Raw genomic sequence first — 17,073 nt, 5'->3', positions numbered from 1 at the left:
CCTGCCTGCGCGTGACCATCCGGTCAATAGCACGAAGCCGCCGGCATCGGGCGCAACCGCAAGCCGCGGCCACCAATTGGCTGTGGACAAGGGCGGTGTGCGGCAGGCCATTGTTGGGATGCCGCACACCGGGCTATAGAATCTGCCCCATGCAACCTTCCAAAGACATCGCCCGCCTGATCGAGATCATGGCTGCCCTGCGCGAGCCGAAAACCGGCTGCCCCTGGGATATCGAGCAAAACTTCCAAACGATCGCGCCCTACACGATCGAAGAGGCCTATGAGGTCGCCGACGCGATTTCGCGCAACGACATCGACCACCTGAAGGAAGAACTTGGCGACCTGCTTCTTCAGGTCGTCTACCACGCCCAGATGGCGGAGGAGGTCGGCGAATTCGCTTTCGGCGACGTTGTGCAGGCTATCACCACCAAGATGATCCGCCGCCACCCCCATGTCTTTGGCGACGCCGAGGCGCGCGAGGCCCGTTCCGCCAAGGGCATGTGGGAAAAGATCAAGGCGGAGGAGAAGGCTGAGAAGCGCGCGGCCCGCCTCGCCCGCGGGTTAGACCCCGAAGATCACGGCAACGGCTTTTTGGACTCCGTACCCGTCGCCTTGCCGGCGCTGACGCGCGCGCTGAAGCTGCAGGAAAAAGCAGCCCGCGTCGGCTTCGACTGGAGCGAAGCCGCACCCATACTCGACAAGATCGAGGAAGAAATCGGCGAATTGCGCGAGGCCATGGCCAAGGGCGACCAGGCGGCGGTCAAGGACGAGTTCGGCGACATGCTGTTTGCGCTGGTCAATCTCGGCCGCCACCTCCAGCTGGATTCGGAGGCGGCGCTCGGCGGGACAAACGACAAGTTCCGCAAGCGCTTCCATTATGTCGAGAAGTCGCTCGACGAGGCAGGCAGCAGCCTTGAAGCGGCAACGCTCGACGAGATGGAAACACTCTGGCAGCAGGCCAAGACGGCGAAGTAGGTAATTCGCCTTCGCGAACCACCTCTCCACGTGGGGGAGAGGAAACGCCGATCGCCGCCGCCTGCCCCATCACCATCACCTGCCCCATCGCGGCATGTGGACGATCGAGATGGGCCATCGACGCAAAACGTCTTCCCCCCACCGGGGAGAAGGGTGGCCCGAAGGGCCAGATGAGGGCGAGCCGACCTGCCCGCTTGAGCTCAGTGCTCAGTGCTTGCCGTGCCTCAGGATGCGCGCCGCGATCTCGTCGCGGGCGGAGGCTGTCGCCTGAAGCGTCATCGACACGCTGCCGTCGTCATTGTCAGTGCGCTTGACCACGTCGCCATTGCGGTAGAGCCAGTCGATCTGGCCGAGCTGGCTTGGCGCCAGCGTGACGTCGATGGTCTCCAGCTCGCCGGAAACGCGCTGCTCAATGAGCCCGGTGAGAACGGCAATCCCCTCGCCCGTAATCGCCGAGATGGCAATCGGCGGGGCCTTGCGGCCATCGGCACTGTCGGACAGCAGCCGCTCGCGGTTGCCCTCGTCGAGCTGGTCGATCTTGTTCCACACCTCGATGACACGGTCGGTGTCGGCAGCATCGACGCCGAGATCGGCAAGGATGCGTTCGACATCGTCGGCCTGCGCCGCCGTATCGGGGTCGGAGATGTCGCGCAAATGGATGACGAGATCGGCTTCGACCACCTCTTCAAGCGTGGCGCGGAAGGCTGCGATCAGATGTGTCGGCAGGTCGGAGATGAAGCCCACCGTGTCGGACAGGATGATCGGCGTGCCATGCGGCAGCCGCACGCGCCTGAGCGTCGGGTCGAGCGTGGCAAACAACATGTCCTCGGCGAGAACGCCGGCGCCAGTCAGGCGGTTGAACAGCGTCGATTTGCCCGCATTGGTGTAACCGACGATGGCGACCACCGGGAACGGCACCTTGCGGCGCTTGGCGCGATGCAGGTCGCGGGTGCGGCGCACCGTCTCGAGCTCGCGCTTGAGCTTGAGAATCTTTTCCTGGAGCGCGCGCCGGTCGGCCTCGATCTGGGTTTCGCCGGGGCCGCCAAGGAAGCCGGCGCCGCCGCGCTGACGCTCCAGGTGGGTCCAGCTGCGAACCAGCCGGCCCTTCTGGTAATTCAGATGAGCAAGCTCGACCTGCAGCGTGCCCTCCTTGGTGCGCGCGCGCCGGCCGAAGATCTCGAGGATCAGGCCGGTGCGGTCGAGCACCTTGGCATTCAGCTCTTTTTCAAGATTGCGCTGTTGGACCGGCGTCAGCGGATGGTCGACGATGACCAGCTCCGCCTTGCGCTCCTTCACGATCTCGGCGAATTCCTCGACCTTGCCGCTGCCGAGCAGCGTCGAAGGTCGCGGGTCGTTGATCGTGACGACTGCCGTATGCACGGGTTCGAGATCGATGGCACGCGCCAGCCCGACCGCTTCATCGTGGCGGGCTTCTGATGACCGCGCCAGGCGCGGACGTGCGCTGTCGTCGTCATTCCTGGGCTGGCGCGTAAGCACCGGCACAATGACGACAGCACGCGTGGGGGCCTTGTCGCCCCCTATCGATTCGGGTCCGTTGCTGGCACCGGCCTTGTCGCCGGCGTTCCTGTCGCGCGCCAATCAGCCGCCCTGGCTTTCCTCGCCATCGAACATCTGAACCGGCTGGCTCGGCATGATCGTGGAGATGGCATGCTTGTAGACGAGCTGAGAGTGCCCGTCACGGCGCAACAAAACACAGAAATTGTCGAAGGAAGTTACTACCCCGGTCAATTTCACGCCGTTAATGAGGAAAATGGTGAGTGGATTTTTGCTCTTACGAACTGAATTCAGGAACAGGTCCTGAAGATTCTGCGATCGTTCCGCCATTGTTCTTTTCTTTCGCCGATCCCTGTCTGCTGCCAATGCGCCAAATTCCCGGGCTCATGTCAAGCGAGCAGACACCCCTTGCCACAACGCGCGGCAAGCTGAACGAGATGAATTTAACCATTTACGCCCAAGCGGTTATCAGGCTTGGATTTTTTCCGCAACGTCAAAAAATGCCTCGCGCAGTGAAAGTGCCACCGAGCCCGGATGACCGTTTGCGACGGGCTGGTCGTCAATCGCGACGATCGGCATGATCACGGTGGTGGCTGCGGTGATGAAAGCCTCACGCGCGCCCTTGGCTTCCTCGACGGTGAAGCCACGCTCCTCGACCTTCAGGCCGAGTTTCCTGGCCACATCCATCAGCGTGGTGCGGGTGATGCCGCGGAGGATGCCATGGTCGGCCGGACGCGTGACCAGCACGCCGTCCTTGGTGACGATCCAGGCGTTGGTGGCGGCCCCTTCCTTGACGGTGCCGTCAGGATCGACGAACCACGCCTCCTGTGCACCTGCCTCCTTGGCCTGCTGGCGCGCCAGCACATTGGGCAGCAGGCCGACCGACTTGATGTCGACGCGATCCCAGCGATTCTCCGGCACGGTAATGACCTTGAGGCCGGCAGCCGCCTTTTTGGCGGACGCAACCGGGTCGGTGCGCTTGGCCGTCACGACCAGGGCCGAAGGCGTACCTTCGGCCGGGAAGAAATGGTCGCGGGGGGCGACGCCGCGCGTCACCTGCAGATAGACAAGGCCGTTGACGACGCGGTTGCGGCGGATGACCTCGCGCATGATGTGCACCAGCACGGCGCGGTTCACCGGCCAGCCGATCCTGAGTTCCGACAGCGAACGGTCGAGGCGGTTGAGATGGCCGACGCTGTCGACGATGAAGCCACGCGCCACCTCGCAGACCTCGTAGACGCCGTCGGCAAACTGGTAGCCGCGGTCCTCGATATGCACGCCGGCGTGGGAATGCGGGAGATAGCGTCCGTTGACATAGGCAATGCGCGGCATGGCTGTTTGATCCCTCGAAATTTGTCGTTCTACCCGATTTGCATAGCCCGGCAACGCAAGATCGGATGGTCCAACTCAGAAGAATGCAGCGTCAGAAGAATTCGAGGCTGACGCGGAACATCTGCTCCACCTGCTTGACCGCATGGGCGAGCGCGAAGATGACCACCCTATCCTTAGGCTTGATCTTCACGTTACCGCCCGGCTTGATCACCTGGCCGTCGCGGTAGATCGCGCCGATGCGCATACCGTCGGGCAGTTCGAGATCGCGCAGATGCGCACCGACCAGCGGCGACGTCTCCAGCGCCTCGGCCTCGATGATCTCGGCAGCCCCCCGCTGGAGCGAATGGACCTGACGGATGCGGCCGCGCCGGACGTGCTGAAGCACGCGCGAAATGGTCACGGCACTCGGATTGACGTGGGCGTCGATGCCCAGCGGCTTGGTCAGGTCGTGATAGGTCGGGCTGTTGATCAGCGCCAGATTGGCCTTGCACCCAAGCCGCTTGGCCATGACCGACGACAGGATGTTGACCTGGTCGTTGTTGGTCAGCGCCACCATCAAGTCGGCGTCCTGGATGTCCGCCTCCATCAGGAGCTTCTGGTCGAGCGCGCTACCATTGAGCACGACAGTGCGGCGCAACTGGTCGGCGGCCTTGACCGCCCTCTCCTTGCTCGACTCGATAATCTTGATCTTGGTGCGGCTCTGGCGCTGTTCGAGCGTGCGGGCGACGAACAGGCCAATATTGCCGCCGCCAGCGACGACGATGCGCGTCGCCTCCTGCTCGTCATGGCCGAACAGGCCGAGCGTGCGGCGCACCTGGTCCTTGGTGGTTACTACATAAGCGAGATCGCCGGCCACAAGCTGGTCGCCGGAATGCGGGATGAACAGCCGCCCGTTGCGGCTGACGCCGACCACCGTCGACGGCAGGTCCGGGAACAGCTCGGTGAGTTGCGCCAGCGGCGTGTTGATGACGGGGCAATCCTCGAGACACTCGATCGCCACCATGATGATGCGGTTTTCGCCGAAGCGAACAACATCGGTCGCGCCCGGCAGCGTGATGCGCCGGAGCACCATTTCGCCGACTTCGAGTTCGGGGGAGATGATGACATCGATCGGCAGGTGCTCGCGCGAGAACAGGTCCTGATAGTGTGGCTGCAGATAGGACTGGGCGCGGATGCGGGCGATCTTCATCGGCACGTTGAAGAGTGCGTGCGCGACCTCGCAGGCGACGATGTTGACCTCGTCGAACAGGGTCACGGCGATGATCATGTCGGCGTTCTGGGCGCCGGCCGCTTCCAGCACCTCGGGATGCGAGCCGTGGCCGACAAAACCGCGCACATCGAGCGAATCCCGCACCGACTGGATCAGCTCGGGAGCCGTGTCAATGATCGAGACATCGTTTTTTTCAGCCGCGAGGCGCTCGGCAATACCGTAGCCGACCTGGCCGGCGCCGCAGATGATCACGCGCATATGGAACCCCTACCCCGTCGGCAGCCGACCAGCCCCTATACGCCCAGCGACTTGAGCTTGCGGTGCAGCGCCGAGCGCTCCATGCCGATGAACTCGGCGGTCTTGGAGATGTTGCCGCCGAAACGGTTGATCTGCGCGATGAGATATTCCTTCTCGAACATCTCCCGGGCCTCGCGCAGCGGCAGCGCCATGATGTGCTGGTCCGACTGGTTCGGCGCGCGCGGCATCACGTCGCCGATCTCGGATGGCAGCAGGTCGGCAGTGATCGGCGCTTCGGGATTGTCGCCACGGGCAAGGATCAGCAGGCGCTCGACATTGTTGCGCAACTGGCGGACGTTGCCCGGCCAGTTGTGCGCCTGCAGGACGGCAAGCGCATCGTCGCCGATGCGACGCGGCTTGATGCCGGCCTGCTTGGCCATCTGCTTCATGAAATTGTCGACGAGATAGGGAATGTCTTCGCGGCGTTCGGCAAGCCCCGGAACCATGACGGGGACGACCGCCAGGCGATGGTATAGATCCTCGCGGAAACGCCCCTCGGCGATCATCCCTTCAAGGTTCTGCGCCGTCGACGAGATGATACGGACATCGACCTTGACCCGCTTGGTGCCGCCGACACGCTCGAACTGCTGGTCGACCAGAACACGCAGAATCTTGTTCTGCGTCTCGCGCGGCATGTCGGCGATCTCATCGAGATAGAGAATACCCTGATGGGCTTCCTCGAGCGCACCGACCTTGCGCTCGCCGCCGTTGGATTCGGTGCCGAACAGCTCGATCTCCATGCGCTCAGGCGTGATCGTCGCTGCGTTCAGCGTGACGAACGGGCCTGCCTTGCGGCTCGAATGCGAATGGATCGAGCGGGCCACCAGTTCCTTGCCCGAACCGGAGGGACCGATGATCATGATGCGGCTGTTGGTAGGGGCAACGCGATCGATGGTCTGGCGCAGCTGGCTCATCGCCGACGACATGCCGATCAGGTCATGCGTCTCGCCGCTGCGCATCTTGAGTTCGGACACCTCGCGCTTGAGCTTGGAGGTTTCGAGCGCGCGCTCGGCGATCAGGATCAGCCGGTCGGCCTTGAACGGCTTTTCGATGAAGTCGTAGGCGCCGCGACGAATGGCGGAGACCGCCGTCTCGATATTGCCGTGACCAGAGATCATCACCACAGGCAGGCTGGGATGCAGCGTCTTGATCTCGTCAAGCAGCGCCAGCCCGTCAAGGCGTGACCCCTGGAGCCAGATGTCGAGGAAGACAAGGCGCGGCGCGCGATCGGCGATCGCGGCTAGTGCGCTGTCCGCGTCGAATGCGGTGCGGGTTTCGTGGCCCTCGTCGCTGAGAATGCCAGCAACCAGTTCGCGGATGTCTTCTTCGTCGTCGACGATAAGGATATCAGACGCCATTTCCGACCTTTTCTGTTTCCTTTTCCTGCGCTGCGTCGCCGGCACCCTTGGGCGCCGCGGCCTCTTCGGCCACCGCAGGCAGGATCATGCTGATCATTGCGCCACGCCCGCCGTGGAATTCGGCAGGTGCGTCGTGCAGTTCCAATCGTCCGCCGTGGTCCTCGATGATCTTCTTGACGATAGCGAGGCCGAGGCCGGTGCCTTTCTCGCGTGTCGTCATGTAAGGCTCGAGCAGGCGTTGCCGGTTTTCGCGCGGCAGGCCCTTGCCATTGTCGACCACGTCGACGCGGATCGAATTTCCGTCCCGCTTCGCCTGGATGCGGATCACACCCGGCTCGCCGGTCTGGCGTTCCGCCGCCTCGATGGCCTCGGCGGCATTCTTGATGACGTTGCCGAAGGCCTGGGCCATCAGGCGGCTGTCGAAAGTTCCCTTGAGCGGACCCGCCGTGATATCGCGCTCGAAGGCGATGTCGGAGCGGCTGACCTCGACAAGGAACGAAGCCTCGCGCAACGGCTCGCGAATGTCGATGACCCTCATCTCCGGCTTCGGCATGCGGGCGAAGGCCGAAAACTCGTCGACCATGCGGCCGATGTCGCCAACCTGGCGGATGATGGTTTCGGTACACTGGTCGAAGACCTCACGGTCTTCGGTGATGACCTTGCCATAACGGCGACGGATGCGCTCGGCCGACAGCTGGATCGGCGTCAGCGGGTTCTTGATCTCGTGGGCGATACGTCGCGCCACGTCCGCCCAAGCCGAGGTGCGCTGGGCCGATACGAGGTCGGTGATGTCGTCGACCGTCACGACATAGGACTTGTCGCCATCGTCGCTGCCGCTTTCTTCGACCGTCACCTGAACGTTGAAGGTGCGTTCCGCGCCGGCGCGATAGAAGGTCACCTGCTCGCGATAGACGGGCTTGCCCGAACGGCGGCCGATCTCGAACACGCGCCCGACATGCGGCAACAGGATCGACAGGTTCTGGCCGAGCGATTCCGCTGCCGAAAGCCCGAGCATGGTTTCGGCCGAGCGGTTGACGATGGTGATGCTGCCAAAGGGATCGACGCCGATGACACCGGCGGTGACGCCAGAAAGCACCGCCTCGGAGAAACGGCGCCTCTCGTCGATGACGTCCTTGGTGGCGAGGATCTCGTTACGCTGGGACTTGAGCTCCTGCAGCATGTTGTTGAACGTGTCGCTGAGGGCGCCAACGTCGCCGTCCGACAGACGCACCGGCACCGAAACATCGAGATTGCCGGTCGCCACCTCGTCGGCAGCGCCGATGAGCTGGCGGATAGGGCGCACAAGCCTGTCGGCAACGGCGATACCCGTCCAGATGGCGGACAGGACCACGATCAGCGTCAGGCCGAGATAAAGCAGCCCGAACGCAATCTGCGTCACGCGCCGATTGGCGCCGAGATCGCGGTACTCGTCGGCATTGGCGGTGACGATCTGGCGCGCCCTGATGACCTCGGGATCAACCAGGCGGATCGTATAGAGATAGAGCCCTTCGATCTCGCGCAGCTTGACGATGGCGCCGACGATGTTGCGCGTCCTCGGCTCGATCAGCACCGGCTTGCCGTCGGCTGCAGTTTCGACCGCAACCGGCGGCGGCTCGGGCATGGCAAAGTCGGCGCCGGTCTTGGCGCTCATGACGAAGGAGCCGTCGGCGCGGATCAGCGCCGCATGCGTGAGTGCGCGGAAGCCCGCCTGCCTGCTCATGAAGTCGAGGAAGCCGCTGCGGTCCAGGCCATAGAGCTGGCGGGCGTTGTCGAGATCGTTGGCCATCGACAGCGTCGTGCCCTGCAGGTTGCGGGCGTTCTCCTGCACATAGGCTTCGGCAATCGACAGCGATTGGCTGACAATCGTCTTGGTGCGGATTTCGAACCAGCGGTCGAGGCCGATGTCGAGGGTGATCGACGCAACGATGGCGACCAGCAATGCCGGAATGGCAGCCACCAGTGCAAACATCGTGACGATGCGAACGTGAAGCCGAGAAGCCGCCTTGCCATGTCGGCGCGCGTTGACGATGCGGCTGATCTCGAAGCCGATCAGGCCGACCAGAAGGAAGATGAAGGCGGCATTGATGCCGATCAGGACCAGCGTCGTGGTCGAATCAGGGATGATCGGCGTGACGCCGACAAGGATGGCGAAGGACACGGCAGCCGTGACCAGCGCGGCGACAATTGCCACCACGCCCGGTAGCGCCAATATGCGCCGGCCGTCCTGCCGCCCCTTGTTGGGGAAAAGCGGTTCGTTCAGAGGTTGTGCCTGAATAGCCATTCCTGCCGTGTTGAGACATCAATTGCGTCGGATGTATGCAACGCATTGTGGCGATTATGCAACATTTCCGCTCCCAGCGAAAATGTTTCGTCAGACTTTCGACAGGTAAGCGTTTCAGCGTGAGGGTTTCAGGCCGGCCGGGCGCCCTTGTAAACGTTGACGCCGAGCTCGCGGATCTTCTTGCGCAGCGTGTTGCGGTTGAGGCCGAGCAGCTCCGCCGCCTTGATCTGGTTGCCGCGCGTGGCGGTCATCGAAGCGAGCACCAACGGATATTCGACCTCGGCAAGGATACGTTGGTAAAGCCCAGGCGGTGGCAGGTCCCCAGCGAACATGGCGAAGTAGCGCTGGAGGAAATGCTCGACCGCCTGGCCGACCGACAGGTCGTCGGGGATCAGATTGCCGCCGGGCACCACCGGCTGCTCACCGGTCTTGAGTTCCTGCTCGATGATTTCGGCCGAAATCTCATCCTGCGGGTAGAGCGCCGCAAGCCGCCGCACCAGGTTTTCGAGTTCACGCACATTGCCCGGCCAGGGATAGCGCTTCATCAGCTCGACACCGCCCGACGAGATGCGCTTGGCCTGCAAGCCTTCGCTCACGCCCTGCTTGAAGAAATGCCGGACAAGATCGGGAATATCCTCGGATCGTTCGCGCAACGCCGGCAGGCGCAGCGGCACGACGTTGAGACGGTAGAACAGATCTTCGCGGAACAGGCCCTGGTTGATCAGCGCCCTGAGATCCTTGTTGGTGGCGGCGACTATGCGCACATCGGTCTTGATCGGGGTGCGACCGCCGACCGTGGTGTATTCGCCCTGCTGGAGAACGCGCAGCAACCGGGTCTGAGCTTCCATCGGCATGTCGCCGATCTCGTCGAGGAACAGCGTACCGCCCTCGGCCTGCTCGAAGCGGCCGGTTGAACGGTTCTGCGCCCCGGTGAAGGCGCCCTTTTCGTGGCCGAAGAGTTCGGATTCGATCAGGTCGCGCGGGATGGCGGCCATGTTGATCGCCACGAACGGCCCGTTGCGGCGGCGGCCATATTCGTGGAGCGCGCGCGCCACCAGTTCCTTGCCGGTACCCGATTCGCCCGAGATCATGACCGTAAGGTCGGTCTGCATCATGCGCGCCAGCATGCGGTAGATGTCCTGCATCGCCGCAGAACGGCCGACCAGCGGCATGGCGTCGGGCTGCTCCTCATGGCGCGCGTCGATCTTGGGCCGGCGCGGCTCGGCCAGGGCCCGGTTGACGATCGAGAGCAATTCGGTGAGATCAAACGGCTTGGGCAGGTATTCGTAGGCGCCGGTCTCGGATGCCCGGATCGCCGTCATGAAGGTGTTCTGGGCGCTCATGACGATGACCGGCAGTTCCGGCCGGGCCTTCTTGATACGCGGCAGCATATCGAAGGCGTTCTCGTCGGGCATGACCACGTCGGTGATGACGAGATCGCCCTCGCCGGCCGCCACCCAGCGCCACAGGGTCGCCGCGTTGGAGGTGACGCGGACATCGTGCCCCATGCGCGACAATGCCTGGTTGAGCACCGTGCGGATGGCGGCGTCGTCGTCGGCGACGAGGATATGTCCGCGCACGCTCATCGGTGGTCTCCTTCGCGTTCGCCCTGCTGGTGCACGGGCAGTTCCTTCCAGGCAGGCATCAGCACGCGAAAGGTGGTGCCGCGCGGAGACGAGTCGCATTCGATCATCCCGCCATGGTCTCCGACGATCTTGGCGACGAGCGCCAGGCCCAGGCCCGAGCCGTTCGGCTTGGTGGTGATGAACGGGTCGAACAGGATCGGCAGGATGTCTTCGGACACGCCGGGGCCGTTGTCGTGAACACAGAATTCGAGTGGCAGCGATACGCGGTCCTGCGTGCCGGGAATCGACATGCGGATGCCCGGGCGGAAAGCTGTCGACAGCGTGATCTCGCCGCCGGGAACGTGGCCGATCGCCTCGGCTGCGTTCTTGACCAGGTTGAGGAACACCTGGATCAGCTGGTCGCGATTGGCGTACACTGGAGGCAATGAAGGATCATAGTCCTCCAAAATCTTGATTCCGTTTGCAAAGCCATTTCTGGCGATCGCCTTCACATGGTCGAGGACGACATGGATATTGACCGGATAGCGGTCGATCGGCCGCTCGTCGGAGAACACCTCCATGCGGTCGACAAGCGAGACGATACGGTCGGTTTCGTCGGTGATCAGCCGCGTCAGCGCGCGGTCTTCGTCGGATGCCGAGAGTTCGAGCAGCTGTGCGGCGCCACGAATGCCTGAGAGTGGGTTCTTGATTTCGTGGGCGAGCATGGCGGCAAGGCCGGTGACGGAGCGCGCAGCCCCCCTGTGGGTCATCTGGCGGTCGATCTTGTCGGCCACCGAGCGCTCCTGGAACATCAGCACGACAGAACCGGGCAACTCCGGCACCGGCGAGACATAGATGTCGACCATCTTCTCGATGCCGAGCCGCGGCGACGAGACGTCGACGCGGTATTCGTTGACCTGCGTGTCGCGCTCGCGCACCTGCTCGACCAGGGTCAGGATCGGGCTGCCGAACGGCAACAGCTTGGACAGCTCGCTGCGTGCAAGCACCGTGGCGCTTGAGCGGAAGAAGTCCTCGGCCTCGGCATTGGCGAAGGTGATGAAGTTGCCGGGTCCGATCATGATGACCGGGCGGCGGATCGTGTTGAGTACGATCTGGGCGGCATCGTCGCCCTTCACGGAAGCCGGCACAAAGCTGGAGCTCATGCCGCATTCCTTTCGCGGAGACTTTCGCCAAATGATGTAAGTGCCTTACGCAGCGACGAAATCACTTGCGCGGGCTCGAAGGAGGTGAGCACGCCGCGGCGCAGGTCATCGGAGACACCGCTGGTGTGGCGGTCGAGATACCAGCCGAGATGCTTGCGTGCCTGGCGCAGGCCGCTTTCGGTGCCATAGAGCGCCAGCATGTCTTCATAGTGGGCCACGGCATAGTCGGCCATATCTGCAACAGATGTTGGCACGCCGGCAGTCTCGGCCCCTTGAGCGGCAGCGGCGATTGCGCCGGCGGTCCACGGAGCGCCGTAATGCGAGCGGCCGGCCATGACGGCATCGGCACCCGATTGTGCAAGAATTTCGGCGGCATCTTCGGGCGTCGCCACGTCGCCATTGGCAACCACGGGGATGCCAACCGCCTGCTTGACACGGGCGATCGCCCGCCAGTCGGCCTTGCCCTGGTAGAATTGGCAGCGGGTGCGACCATGGACAGTGACCATGCGCACGCCGGCCTGCTCTGCGCGGCGGGCCAATTCGGGCGCGTTGAGCACGTCGTCGTCCCAACCGAGCCGCATCTTGACCGTTACCGGCACCTCGACAGCCTCGACCACCGCGTCGATCAACGTCAGTGCAAAGTCGAGATCGCGCATCAGAGCCGAGCCGGCATAACCGCCGGTGACCTTCTTGGCCGGGCAACCCATGTTGATATCGATTACATCGGCACCTTCGCCGACGGCGATGCGGGCGGCTTCGGCCATGTGGGCAGCCTCGCGACCGGCAAGCTGGACCATATGAACAGGCAGGCCGGAATGGCGGATGCGGAAGCCGCTCGAGCCCCGGCCCTTGGCGAGTTCGCCGCTGGCGACCATCTCCGACACGACCAGGCCTGCACCATGCGCATAGGCGCGCGTGCGGAACGCCTCGTCGGTCACCCCCGACATCGGCGCGAGGAAGACACGATTGCGGATCGTCACGCCGCCGATTGCCAGCGGTTCCCCGAGTTTCGCAAGATCATTCATGCACAAAAACAAAGCACCATCCGTCTCTGCACAATGAGTAGACAGGTTCAGGCCATTGTGCAACTGCGAAATGACAGGTGAATGAGGCCCTTTCGGGATTTCTCTGGCCTTCTCCGATGCGCGCGACTAAGCCTCTCCGGATGAATTCGAAGCCTTTGCCGACCCGTATTGATTCAACCGTCGCCGCCGTGATCGTCGCGGCAGGACGGGGCGAACGTGCTGGTCAGGCGGACGGGCCAAAGCAATATCGCAAGATCGGCGGCAAGGCCGTGATCTGGCACACGCTGAAGGCGTTCCTCGAACATCCCCGCGTTGGCCCGGTGGCGGTCGCCATCCATGCCGATGATGGCGATCTGTTCACGGCCGCGGCCGGCGAATTCGCCTCGCGCGTCACCACTGTCGTCGGCGGCGCGACACGGCAGGACTCGACGCGTTTTGCGCTGCTTGCCTTGCAGGAGGCCAAGCCGGCGGCCGTGCTCATCCATGACGGCGTGCGGCCATTCATTGGCCCAGAGGTCATCGACCGGACCATATCGGGCATCGACGAAAAGCACGGCTCGCTGCCGTCCCTACCCGTCTCCGATACGCTGAAGAAAGAGGCCTTCGACCGGACGGTGGCGGAAACCGTGCCGCGCGGTGGCCTGCATTCGGCGCAGACCCCACAGGGCTTTCCCTTCGAGCAGATCTTTTCCGCGCATCAGCGCGCCTTTGACGCGGGCCGCACCGATTTCACCGACGACTCGGCTATTGCCGAATGGGCCGGTATTCCCGTCCGGCTGGTGCTCGGCTCGCCTGACAACGTCAAACTTACCTGGGCACGAGACATCACCATGGCCGACCAGCGCCTTTCCGGCCAGATGCCGCATTTCCCCGACGTCCGCACCGGCAACGGCTACGACGTGCATTCCTTCGAGGCCGGCGACCACGTCACGCTGTGCGGCGTGAACATCCCGCATACGAAAAAGCTGAACGGCCATTCGGATGCCGACGTCTGCCTGCATGCACTGACCGATGCGCTTCTGGCCACCTGCGGCGCCGGCGACATCGGCACGCATTTCCCGCCTTCGGACCCACAGTGGAAAGGTGCCGCATCGCGCATCTTCGTCGAGCATGCGGCCGCAATCGTGCGCTCGCGCGGTGGCCGCATCGCCAATGCCGACATCACGCTGATCTGCGAGGCACCACGCGTCGGACCGCATCGCGCCGCCATGACAGCCGAGCTCGCCGACATGCTGCGCATCGCGCCTGAGCGCATCTCGATCAAGGCTACGACCAACGAAAAGCTGGGTTTCGTGGGGCGCGAGGAAGGCATCGCGGCGATCGCTACGGCCAGCGTGGTCTATCCGGGCGAATTGCCGGAATGAGCGACACGTCCGCCCTCGCCTCGGCCCTGCTCGACGCCTGCCTCGCCGAGGGCATGATGATCGCGACGGCCGAAAGCTGTACCGGTGGCATGATCATCGCGGCCCTGACCGATATCGCCGGCTCATCTGCCGTCGTCGACCGCGGCTTCATCACCTATTCCAACGAAGCCAAAATGGACATGCTCGGGGTTTCCCAGGAGACGCTGAAGGCGCATGGCGCGGTATCCCGCGAAACGGCGCTTGAAATGGCAGCCGGTGCCCTCGCCCATTCGCGCGCCAGCCTGGCGCTCGCCGTGACCGGCGTTGCCGGGCCGGGAGGCGGATCGCCGGAAAAGCCCGTCGGGCTCGTCTGGTTCGGCGTGGCGCGGAACGGAGTTCCTGCCGAAGCCGAATTTCGCCTGTTCGAGAACAAGGGCCGCGATTTCATCCGCCACGAGACGGTCAGAACGGCCCTGGGGCTCGGGCTGCGGGCGATCTAAGATCGGGAGGCCACGATTGGCTGTTGCCGACGGTCCATTGGCTCGCGGTACTCGTTGGTGGTTGGCGCTGCTTCTTGGCAGTCTTCTAGCTCAGCTTAATCCCACGCTTGCAGAGTCGCCCGCCATCGACAAAAGCGACCAGGACGAGCTGGAAACTACGCAGGGCAAACAAGGCCACATCGACGCACCGATTCAGGCCACGTGCGACCTGCCAACACGTCCGCCAAAAGGAACGGTAGTCGACATATACTGGACCCAAGGCCCCGAGAACAAACGTGTGGTCGTGAGCGAAGTCGACCACTACGTCGACCTGAACCTGGTCATCGAAACGTCGGGCTATGCGCAGGGCGACTGCGTCGAGGCGAAAATTCGGGCCGACGATGGCCAGGAGATCGTGGACGGCCTCAAGGAAATCGTCCTTCGAGGAACGGTGGACGACGCAGGAATTGCCTACTTCAGGGAGCCGTTCAGGGGATACACGCTCAACCTTTCCGGCCAGAGCCCGGATGATCCTTCCGACGCCTCGCGGTCCGCACCCAACTAGCCGATCCCGATCAATGAGCGACCATCAGGCCGACTTCACCGGCCCGTAAATCGCGTCGGCGCGCTTTTCGAAGGCTTCGGCGAACATGCGGAAGGCGCGGTCGAACATCGTGCCCATCAGAGCGCCGAGGATGCGGCTCTTGAATTCGTAGTCGATGAAGAATTCTACCTTTGCCCCCCCATCGGGCGAAGCCAGAAACTTCCATTCATTGGTCAGGTAGCGAAACGGGCCGTCGAGATATTTGACGTCGATGGTGTGTTCGGCAGGCGTGAGCAGCACCTGCGTGGTGAACGTCTCCCGGATCGCCTTGTAGCCGACGGTCATGTCGGCGACGAGAATCTCGCGGCCGTCGCGCTCGCGCCGCGAGCGCACGTTGAGCCCCTCGCACAGCGGCAAGAACTCCGGATACTTCTCGACGTCGGCAACCAGCGCGAACATCTCTTCCGGCGAGTGGCTGACGTGCCGCGTGGTCTCGAACTTCGGCATCGGAAGCGAACGTCAGGCCTTCCTGGCCAGCATGGCCTCGCGCGCGGCGCGCAACTTGGCGAAATCGTCGCCGGCATGGTGCGACGAGCGCGTCAGCGGGCTGGACGCGACGAGCAGGAAGCCCTTGGTCTTGCCAACGGTGGCGTAGGAGGCGAACTCCTCAGGCGTCACGAACTTCTTGACCGGATGGTGCTTCTTCGACGGCTGCAGATACTGGCCGATGGTCATGAAGTCGACATTGGCCGTGCGCAGGTCGTCCATCAGCTGGAGGATTTCGTTCCGTTCCTCGCCGAGGCCGACCATGATGCCGGACTTGGTGAAGATCGAGGGATCAAGCTCCTTGACCCGCTGCAGCAGGCGGATCGAGTGGAAATAGCGCGCGCCAGGACGAACGGTCAGATAGTTCGACGGCACGGTCTCAAGATTGTGGTTGAAGACGTCGGGACGAGCGGCAACGACGATCTCGAGCGCGCCTTCCTTACGCAGGAAGTCCGGCGTCAGGATTTCGATGGTGGTGGTCGGCGTCAGCCGGCGGATGGCATGGATCACGTCGGCGAAATGCTGGGCACCGCCGTCGGCCAGGTCGTCGCGGTCGACCGAAGTGATGACGACGTGAGTCAGGCCCATCTGGGCGACGGCCTTTGCCACGCTCTCCGGCTCATTCGGGTCGAGCGGCGTCGGGATGCCAGTGGCGACATTGCAGAACGCGCAGGCGCGGGTGCAGATCTCGCCCATGATCATGAAGGTGGCGTGCTTCTTTTCCCAGCACTCGCCGATGTTGGGGCAGCCGGCCTCTTCGCAGACGGTGACCAGCTTGTGCGACTTCACGATTTCGCGCGTTTCCTGGTAGCCGCGCGACACCGGCGCCTTGACGCGGATCCAGTCGGGCTTGCGCAGGACCTCCTGGTCGGGCCGGTGGGCCTTTTCCGGGTGCCGCGTGCGCGGACGGTCTTTGAGATCAAGCACGGTGACCATCGGTTCTTCCTATCGTGGCCGCGCCGGTTGCGAGCGGCCGAAAATCCAGAGCAGGATCACTGCGCCACCGACGGCGACCAGCAGATTGCCTGCAAACCCGTAATAATGGATGCCGAGCAGACCCGCCAGAGTGCCGCCGACGAAGGATCCGGCAATCCCGACGAGAATGTTGGTCAGGAAGCCATGATCGCGGTTCATCGTGCGTTCGGCGATGTAGCCGGCAAGGAAACCGACGAGCAGCATGCCGAAGAAACCGACACCCGGCATGCCGAGAATTCCGCTGCTCTCTTCCATCGCTCCACTCCGGCGTCGCCGGCCATTCCACTTGGTTCAGGGCATATAGTGGCAACGGGCGCGTCGCGAAAGACGAGCCCGCGCGCGGCACTTATGCATTCAGCGCACGCCCATAGGCGTCGAGCACGCTTTCTTTCATCGTTTCCGAGATCGTCGGATGCGGGAAGATGGTGTGCATCAGCTCTTCTTCGGTCGTCTCCAGGTTCATCGC

At 63.5% G+C, this 17,073-nt stretch carries 16 protein-coding genes; 4 read left to right on the top strand and 12 right to left on the bottom strand.

What is annotated here, in order from left to right; all coding sequences use genetic code 11:
• Positions 1-149: 149 nt before the first annotated feature.
• A complete protein-coding gene (mazG, locus tag NDO48_RS13230; RefSeq protein ID WP_267321616.1) occupies positions 150-974 on the top strand; it encodes a nucleoside triphosphate pyrophosphohydrolase in 825 nt (274 codons plus the stop codon).
• 207 nt (positions 975-1,181) lie between these two features.
• Here mazG and hflX read toward each other — a convergent pair whose 3' ends face one another.
• The 9 genes from hflX to dusB form a co-directional block, all read right to left on the bottom strand.
• Positions 1,182-2,516: a GTPase HflX gene (gene hflX / locus NDO48_RS13225; RefSeq protein ID WP_267321671.1), complete on the bottom strand. Its 1,335-nt coding sequence runs from the start codon at positions 2,514-2,516 to the stop codon at positions 1,182-1,184.
• Between the two features lie 57 nt (positions 2,517-2,573).
• Complete coding sequence (gene hfq, locus NDO48_RS13220) at positions 2,574-2,819, bottom strand: RNA chaperone Hfq (RefSeq protein WP_018428055.1); 246 nt, start codon at positions 2,817-2,819, stop codon at positions 2,574-2,576.
• A gap of 138 nt (positions 2,820-2,957) precedes the next feature.
• Positions 2,958-3,821 (bottom strand): D-amino-acid transaminase, encoded by an 864-nt coding sequence (locus NDO48_RS13215; protein ID WP_018428056.1) that lies wholly within the window; start codon positions 3,819-3,821, stop codon positions 2,958-2,960.
• Positions 3,822-3,912: 91 nt separating this feature from the next.
• Entirely contained in the window at positions 3,913-5,289 is a 1,377-nt protein-coding gene (gene trkA, locus NDO48_RS13210; RefSeq protein WP_018428057.1) for a Trk system potassium transporter TrkA, read from the bottom strand.
• Between the two features lie 35 nt (positions 5,290-5,324).
• Complete coding sequence (locus NDO48_RS13205; RefSeq protein ID WP_018428058.1) at positions 5,325-6,686, bottom strand: sigma-54-dependent transcriptional regulator; 1,362 nt, start codon at positions 6,684-6,686, stop codon at positions 5,325-5,327.
• Complete coding sequence (locus NDO48_RS13200; RefSeq protein WP_267321615.1) at positions 6,676-8,967, bottom strand: sensor histidine kinase NtrY-like; 2,292 nt, start codon at positions 8,965-8,967, stop codon at positions 6,676-6,678. The genes NDO48_RS13205 and NDO48_RS13200 overlap by 11 nt, the downstream gene beginning before the upstream one ends.
• A gap of 128 nt (positions 8,968-9,095) precedes the next feature.
• On the bottom strand, positions 9,096-10,553 hold the full coding sequence (ntrC, locus tag NDO48_RS13195) for a nitrogen regulation protein NR(I) (protein WP_267321614.1): 1,458 nt from the start codon (positions 10,551-10,553) through the stop codon (positions 9,096-9,098).
• Complete coding sequence (locus tag NDO48_RS13190; RefSeq protein ID WP_018428061.1) at positions 10,550-11,695, bottom strand: two-component system sensor histidine kinase NtrB; 1,146 nt, start codon at positions 11,693-11,695, stop codon at positions 10,550-10,552. The genes ntrC and NDO48_RS13190 overlap by 4 nt, the downstream gene beginning before the upstream one ends.
• The gene (gene dusB / locus NDO48_RS13185; protein WP_267321613.1) at positions 11,692-12,720 is read right to left on the bottom strand and encodes a tRNA dihydrouridine synthase DusB; all 1,029 of its coding nucleotides are present in this window, start codon (positions 12,718-12,720) and stop codon (positions 11,692-11,694) included. The genes NDO48_RS13190 and dusB overlap by 4 nt, the downstream gene beginning before the upstream one ends.
• A gap of 140 nt (positions 12,721-12,860) precedes the next feature.
• Here dusB and NDO48_RS13180 point away from each other — a divergent pair, with 140 nt between their 5' ends.
• Genes NDO48_RS13180 through NDO48_RS13170 form a run of 3 tightly spaced genes read left to right on the top strand, consistent with a single transcriptional unit; the run spans position 12,861 to position 15,107 of the window.
• Positions 12,861-14,084: a bifunctional 2-C-methyl-D-erythritol 4-phosphate cytidylyltransferase/2-C-methyl-D-erythritol 2,4-cyclodiphosphate synthase gene (locus NDO48_RS13180; RefSeq protein ID WP_018428063.1), complete on the top strand. Its 1,224-nt coding sequence runs from the start codon at positions 12,861-12,863 to the stop codon at positions 14,082-14,084.
• Positions 14,081-14,563 (top strand): CinA family protein, encoded by a 483-nt coding sequence (locus tag NDO48_RS13175; protein ID WP_267321612.1) that lies wholly within the window; start codon positions 14,081-14,083, stop codon positions 14,561-14,563. Before NDO48_RS13180 ends, NDO48_RS13175 begins: the two co-directional genes overlap by 4 nt.
• A 16-nt stretch (positions 14,564-14,579) precedes the next feature.
• Positions 14,580-15,107: a hypothetical protein gene (locus NDO48_RS13170; RefSeq protein ID WP_267321611.1), complete on the top strand. Its 528-nt coding sequence runs from the start codon at positions 14,580-14,582 to the stop codon at positions 15,105-15,107.
• A gap of 24 nt (positions 15,108-15,131) precedes the next feature.
• Here the strand turns inward: NDO48_RS13170 and NDO48_RS13165 are convergent, their stop codons facing one another.
• From NDO48_RS13165 to NDO48_RS13155, 3 genes are read right to left on the bottom strand one after another with little or no spacing between them, the layout of a single operon-like run.
• Positions 15,132-15,593 carry a type II toxin-antitoxin system RatA family toxin gene (locus NDO48_RS13165; protein ID WP_018428066.1) on the bottom strand — a complete coding sequence of 154 codons (462 nt, stop codon included), beginning with the start codon at positions 15,591-15,593 and terminating at the stop codon, positions 15,132-15,134.
• Between the two features lie 12 nt (positions 15,594-15,605).
• Positions 15,606-16,568: a lipoyl synthase gene (gene lipA, locus NDO48_RS13160; protein WP_018428067.1), complete on the bottom strand. Its 963-nt coding sequence runs from the start codon at positions 16,566-16,568 to the stop codon at positions 15,606-15,608.
• Between the two features lie 9 nt (positions 16,569-16,577).
• The gene (locus tag NDO48_RS13155) at positions 16,578-16,862 is read right to left on the bottom strand and encodes a GlsB/YeaQ/YmgE family stress response membrane protein (protein ID WP_018428068.1); all 285 of its coding nucleotides are present in this window, start codon (positions 16,860-16,862) and stop codon (positions 16,578-16,580) included.
• Between the last annotated feature and the right edge of the window lie 211 nt (positions 16,863-17,073).

The sequence above is a fragment of the Aminobacter sp. MET-1 genome (assembly GCF_026521175.1).
Lineage (GTDB): Bacteria > Pseudomonadota > Alphaproteobacteria > Rhizobiales > Rhizobiaceae > Aminobacter.
Note: the sequence above shows the minus strand (reverse complement) of the source record. Positions and strands in the feature narration are given on the sequence as shown.

Coding starts and splice junctions, on each gene's coding strand:
- mazG (WP_267321616.1), top strand. CDS start 150: ATGCAACCTTCCAAAGACATCGCCCGCCTGATCGAGATCATGGCTGCC.
- hfq (WP_018428055.1), bottom strand. CDS start 2,819: ATGGCGGAACGATCGCAGAATCTTCAGGACCTGTTCCTGAATTCAGTT.
- NDO48_RS13215 (WP_018428056.1), bottom strand. CDS start 3,821: ATGCCGCGCATTGCCTATGTCAACGGACGCTATCTCCCGCATTCCCAC.
- trkA (WP_018428057.1), bottom strand. CDS start 5,289: ATGCGCGTGATCATCTGCGGCGCCGGCCAGGTCGGCTACGGTATTGCC.
- NDO48_RS13205 (WP_018428058.1), bottom strand. CDS start 6,686: ATGGCGTCTGATATCCTTATCGTCGACGACGAAGAAGACATCCGCGAA.
- NDO48_RS13200 (WP_267321615.1), bottom strand. CDS start 8,967: ATGGCTATTCAGGCACAACCTCTGAACGAACCGCTTTTCCCCAACAAG.
- ntrC (WP_267321614.1), bottom strand. CDS start 10,553: ATGAGCGTGCGCGGACATATCCTCGTCGCCGACGACGACGCCGCCATC.
- NDO48_RS13190 (WP_018428061.1), bottom strand. CDS start 11,695: ATGAGCTCCAGCTTTGTGCCGGCTTCCGTGAAGGGCGACGATGCCGCC.
- dusB (WP_267321613.1), bottom strand. CDS start 12,720: ATGAATGATCTTGCGAAACTCGGGGAACCGCTGGCAATCGGCGGCGTG.
- NDO48_RS13180 (WP_018428063.1), top strand. CDS start 12,861: ATGAATTCGAAGCCTTTGCCGACCCGTATTGATTCAACCGTCGCCGCC.
- NDO48_RS13175 (WP_267321612.1), top strand. CDS start 14,081: ATGAGCGACACGTCCGCCCTCGCCTCGGCCCTGCTCGACGCCTGCCTC.
- NDO48_RS13165 (WP_018428066.1), bottom strand. CDS start 15,593: ATGCCGAAGTTCGAGACCACGCGGCACGTCAGCCACTCGCCGGAAGAG.
- lipA (WP_018428067.1), bottom strand. CDS start 16,568: ATGGTCACCGTGCTTGATCTCAAAGACCGTCCGCGCACGCGGCACCCG.
- NDO48_RS13155 (WP_018428068.1), bottom strand. CDS start 16,862: ATGGAAGAGAGCAGCGGAATTCTCGGCATGCCGGGTGTCGGTTTCTTC.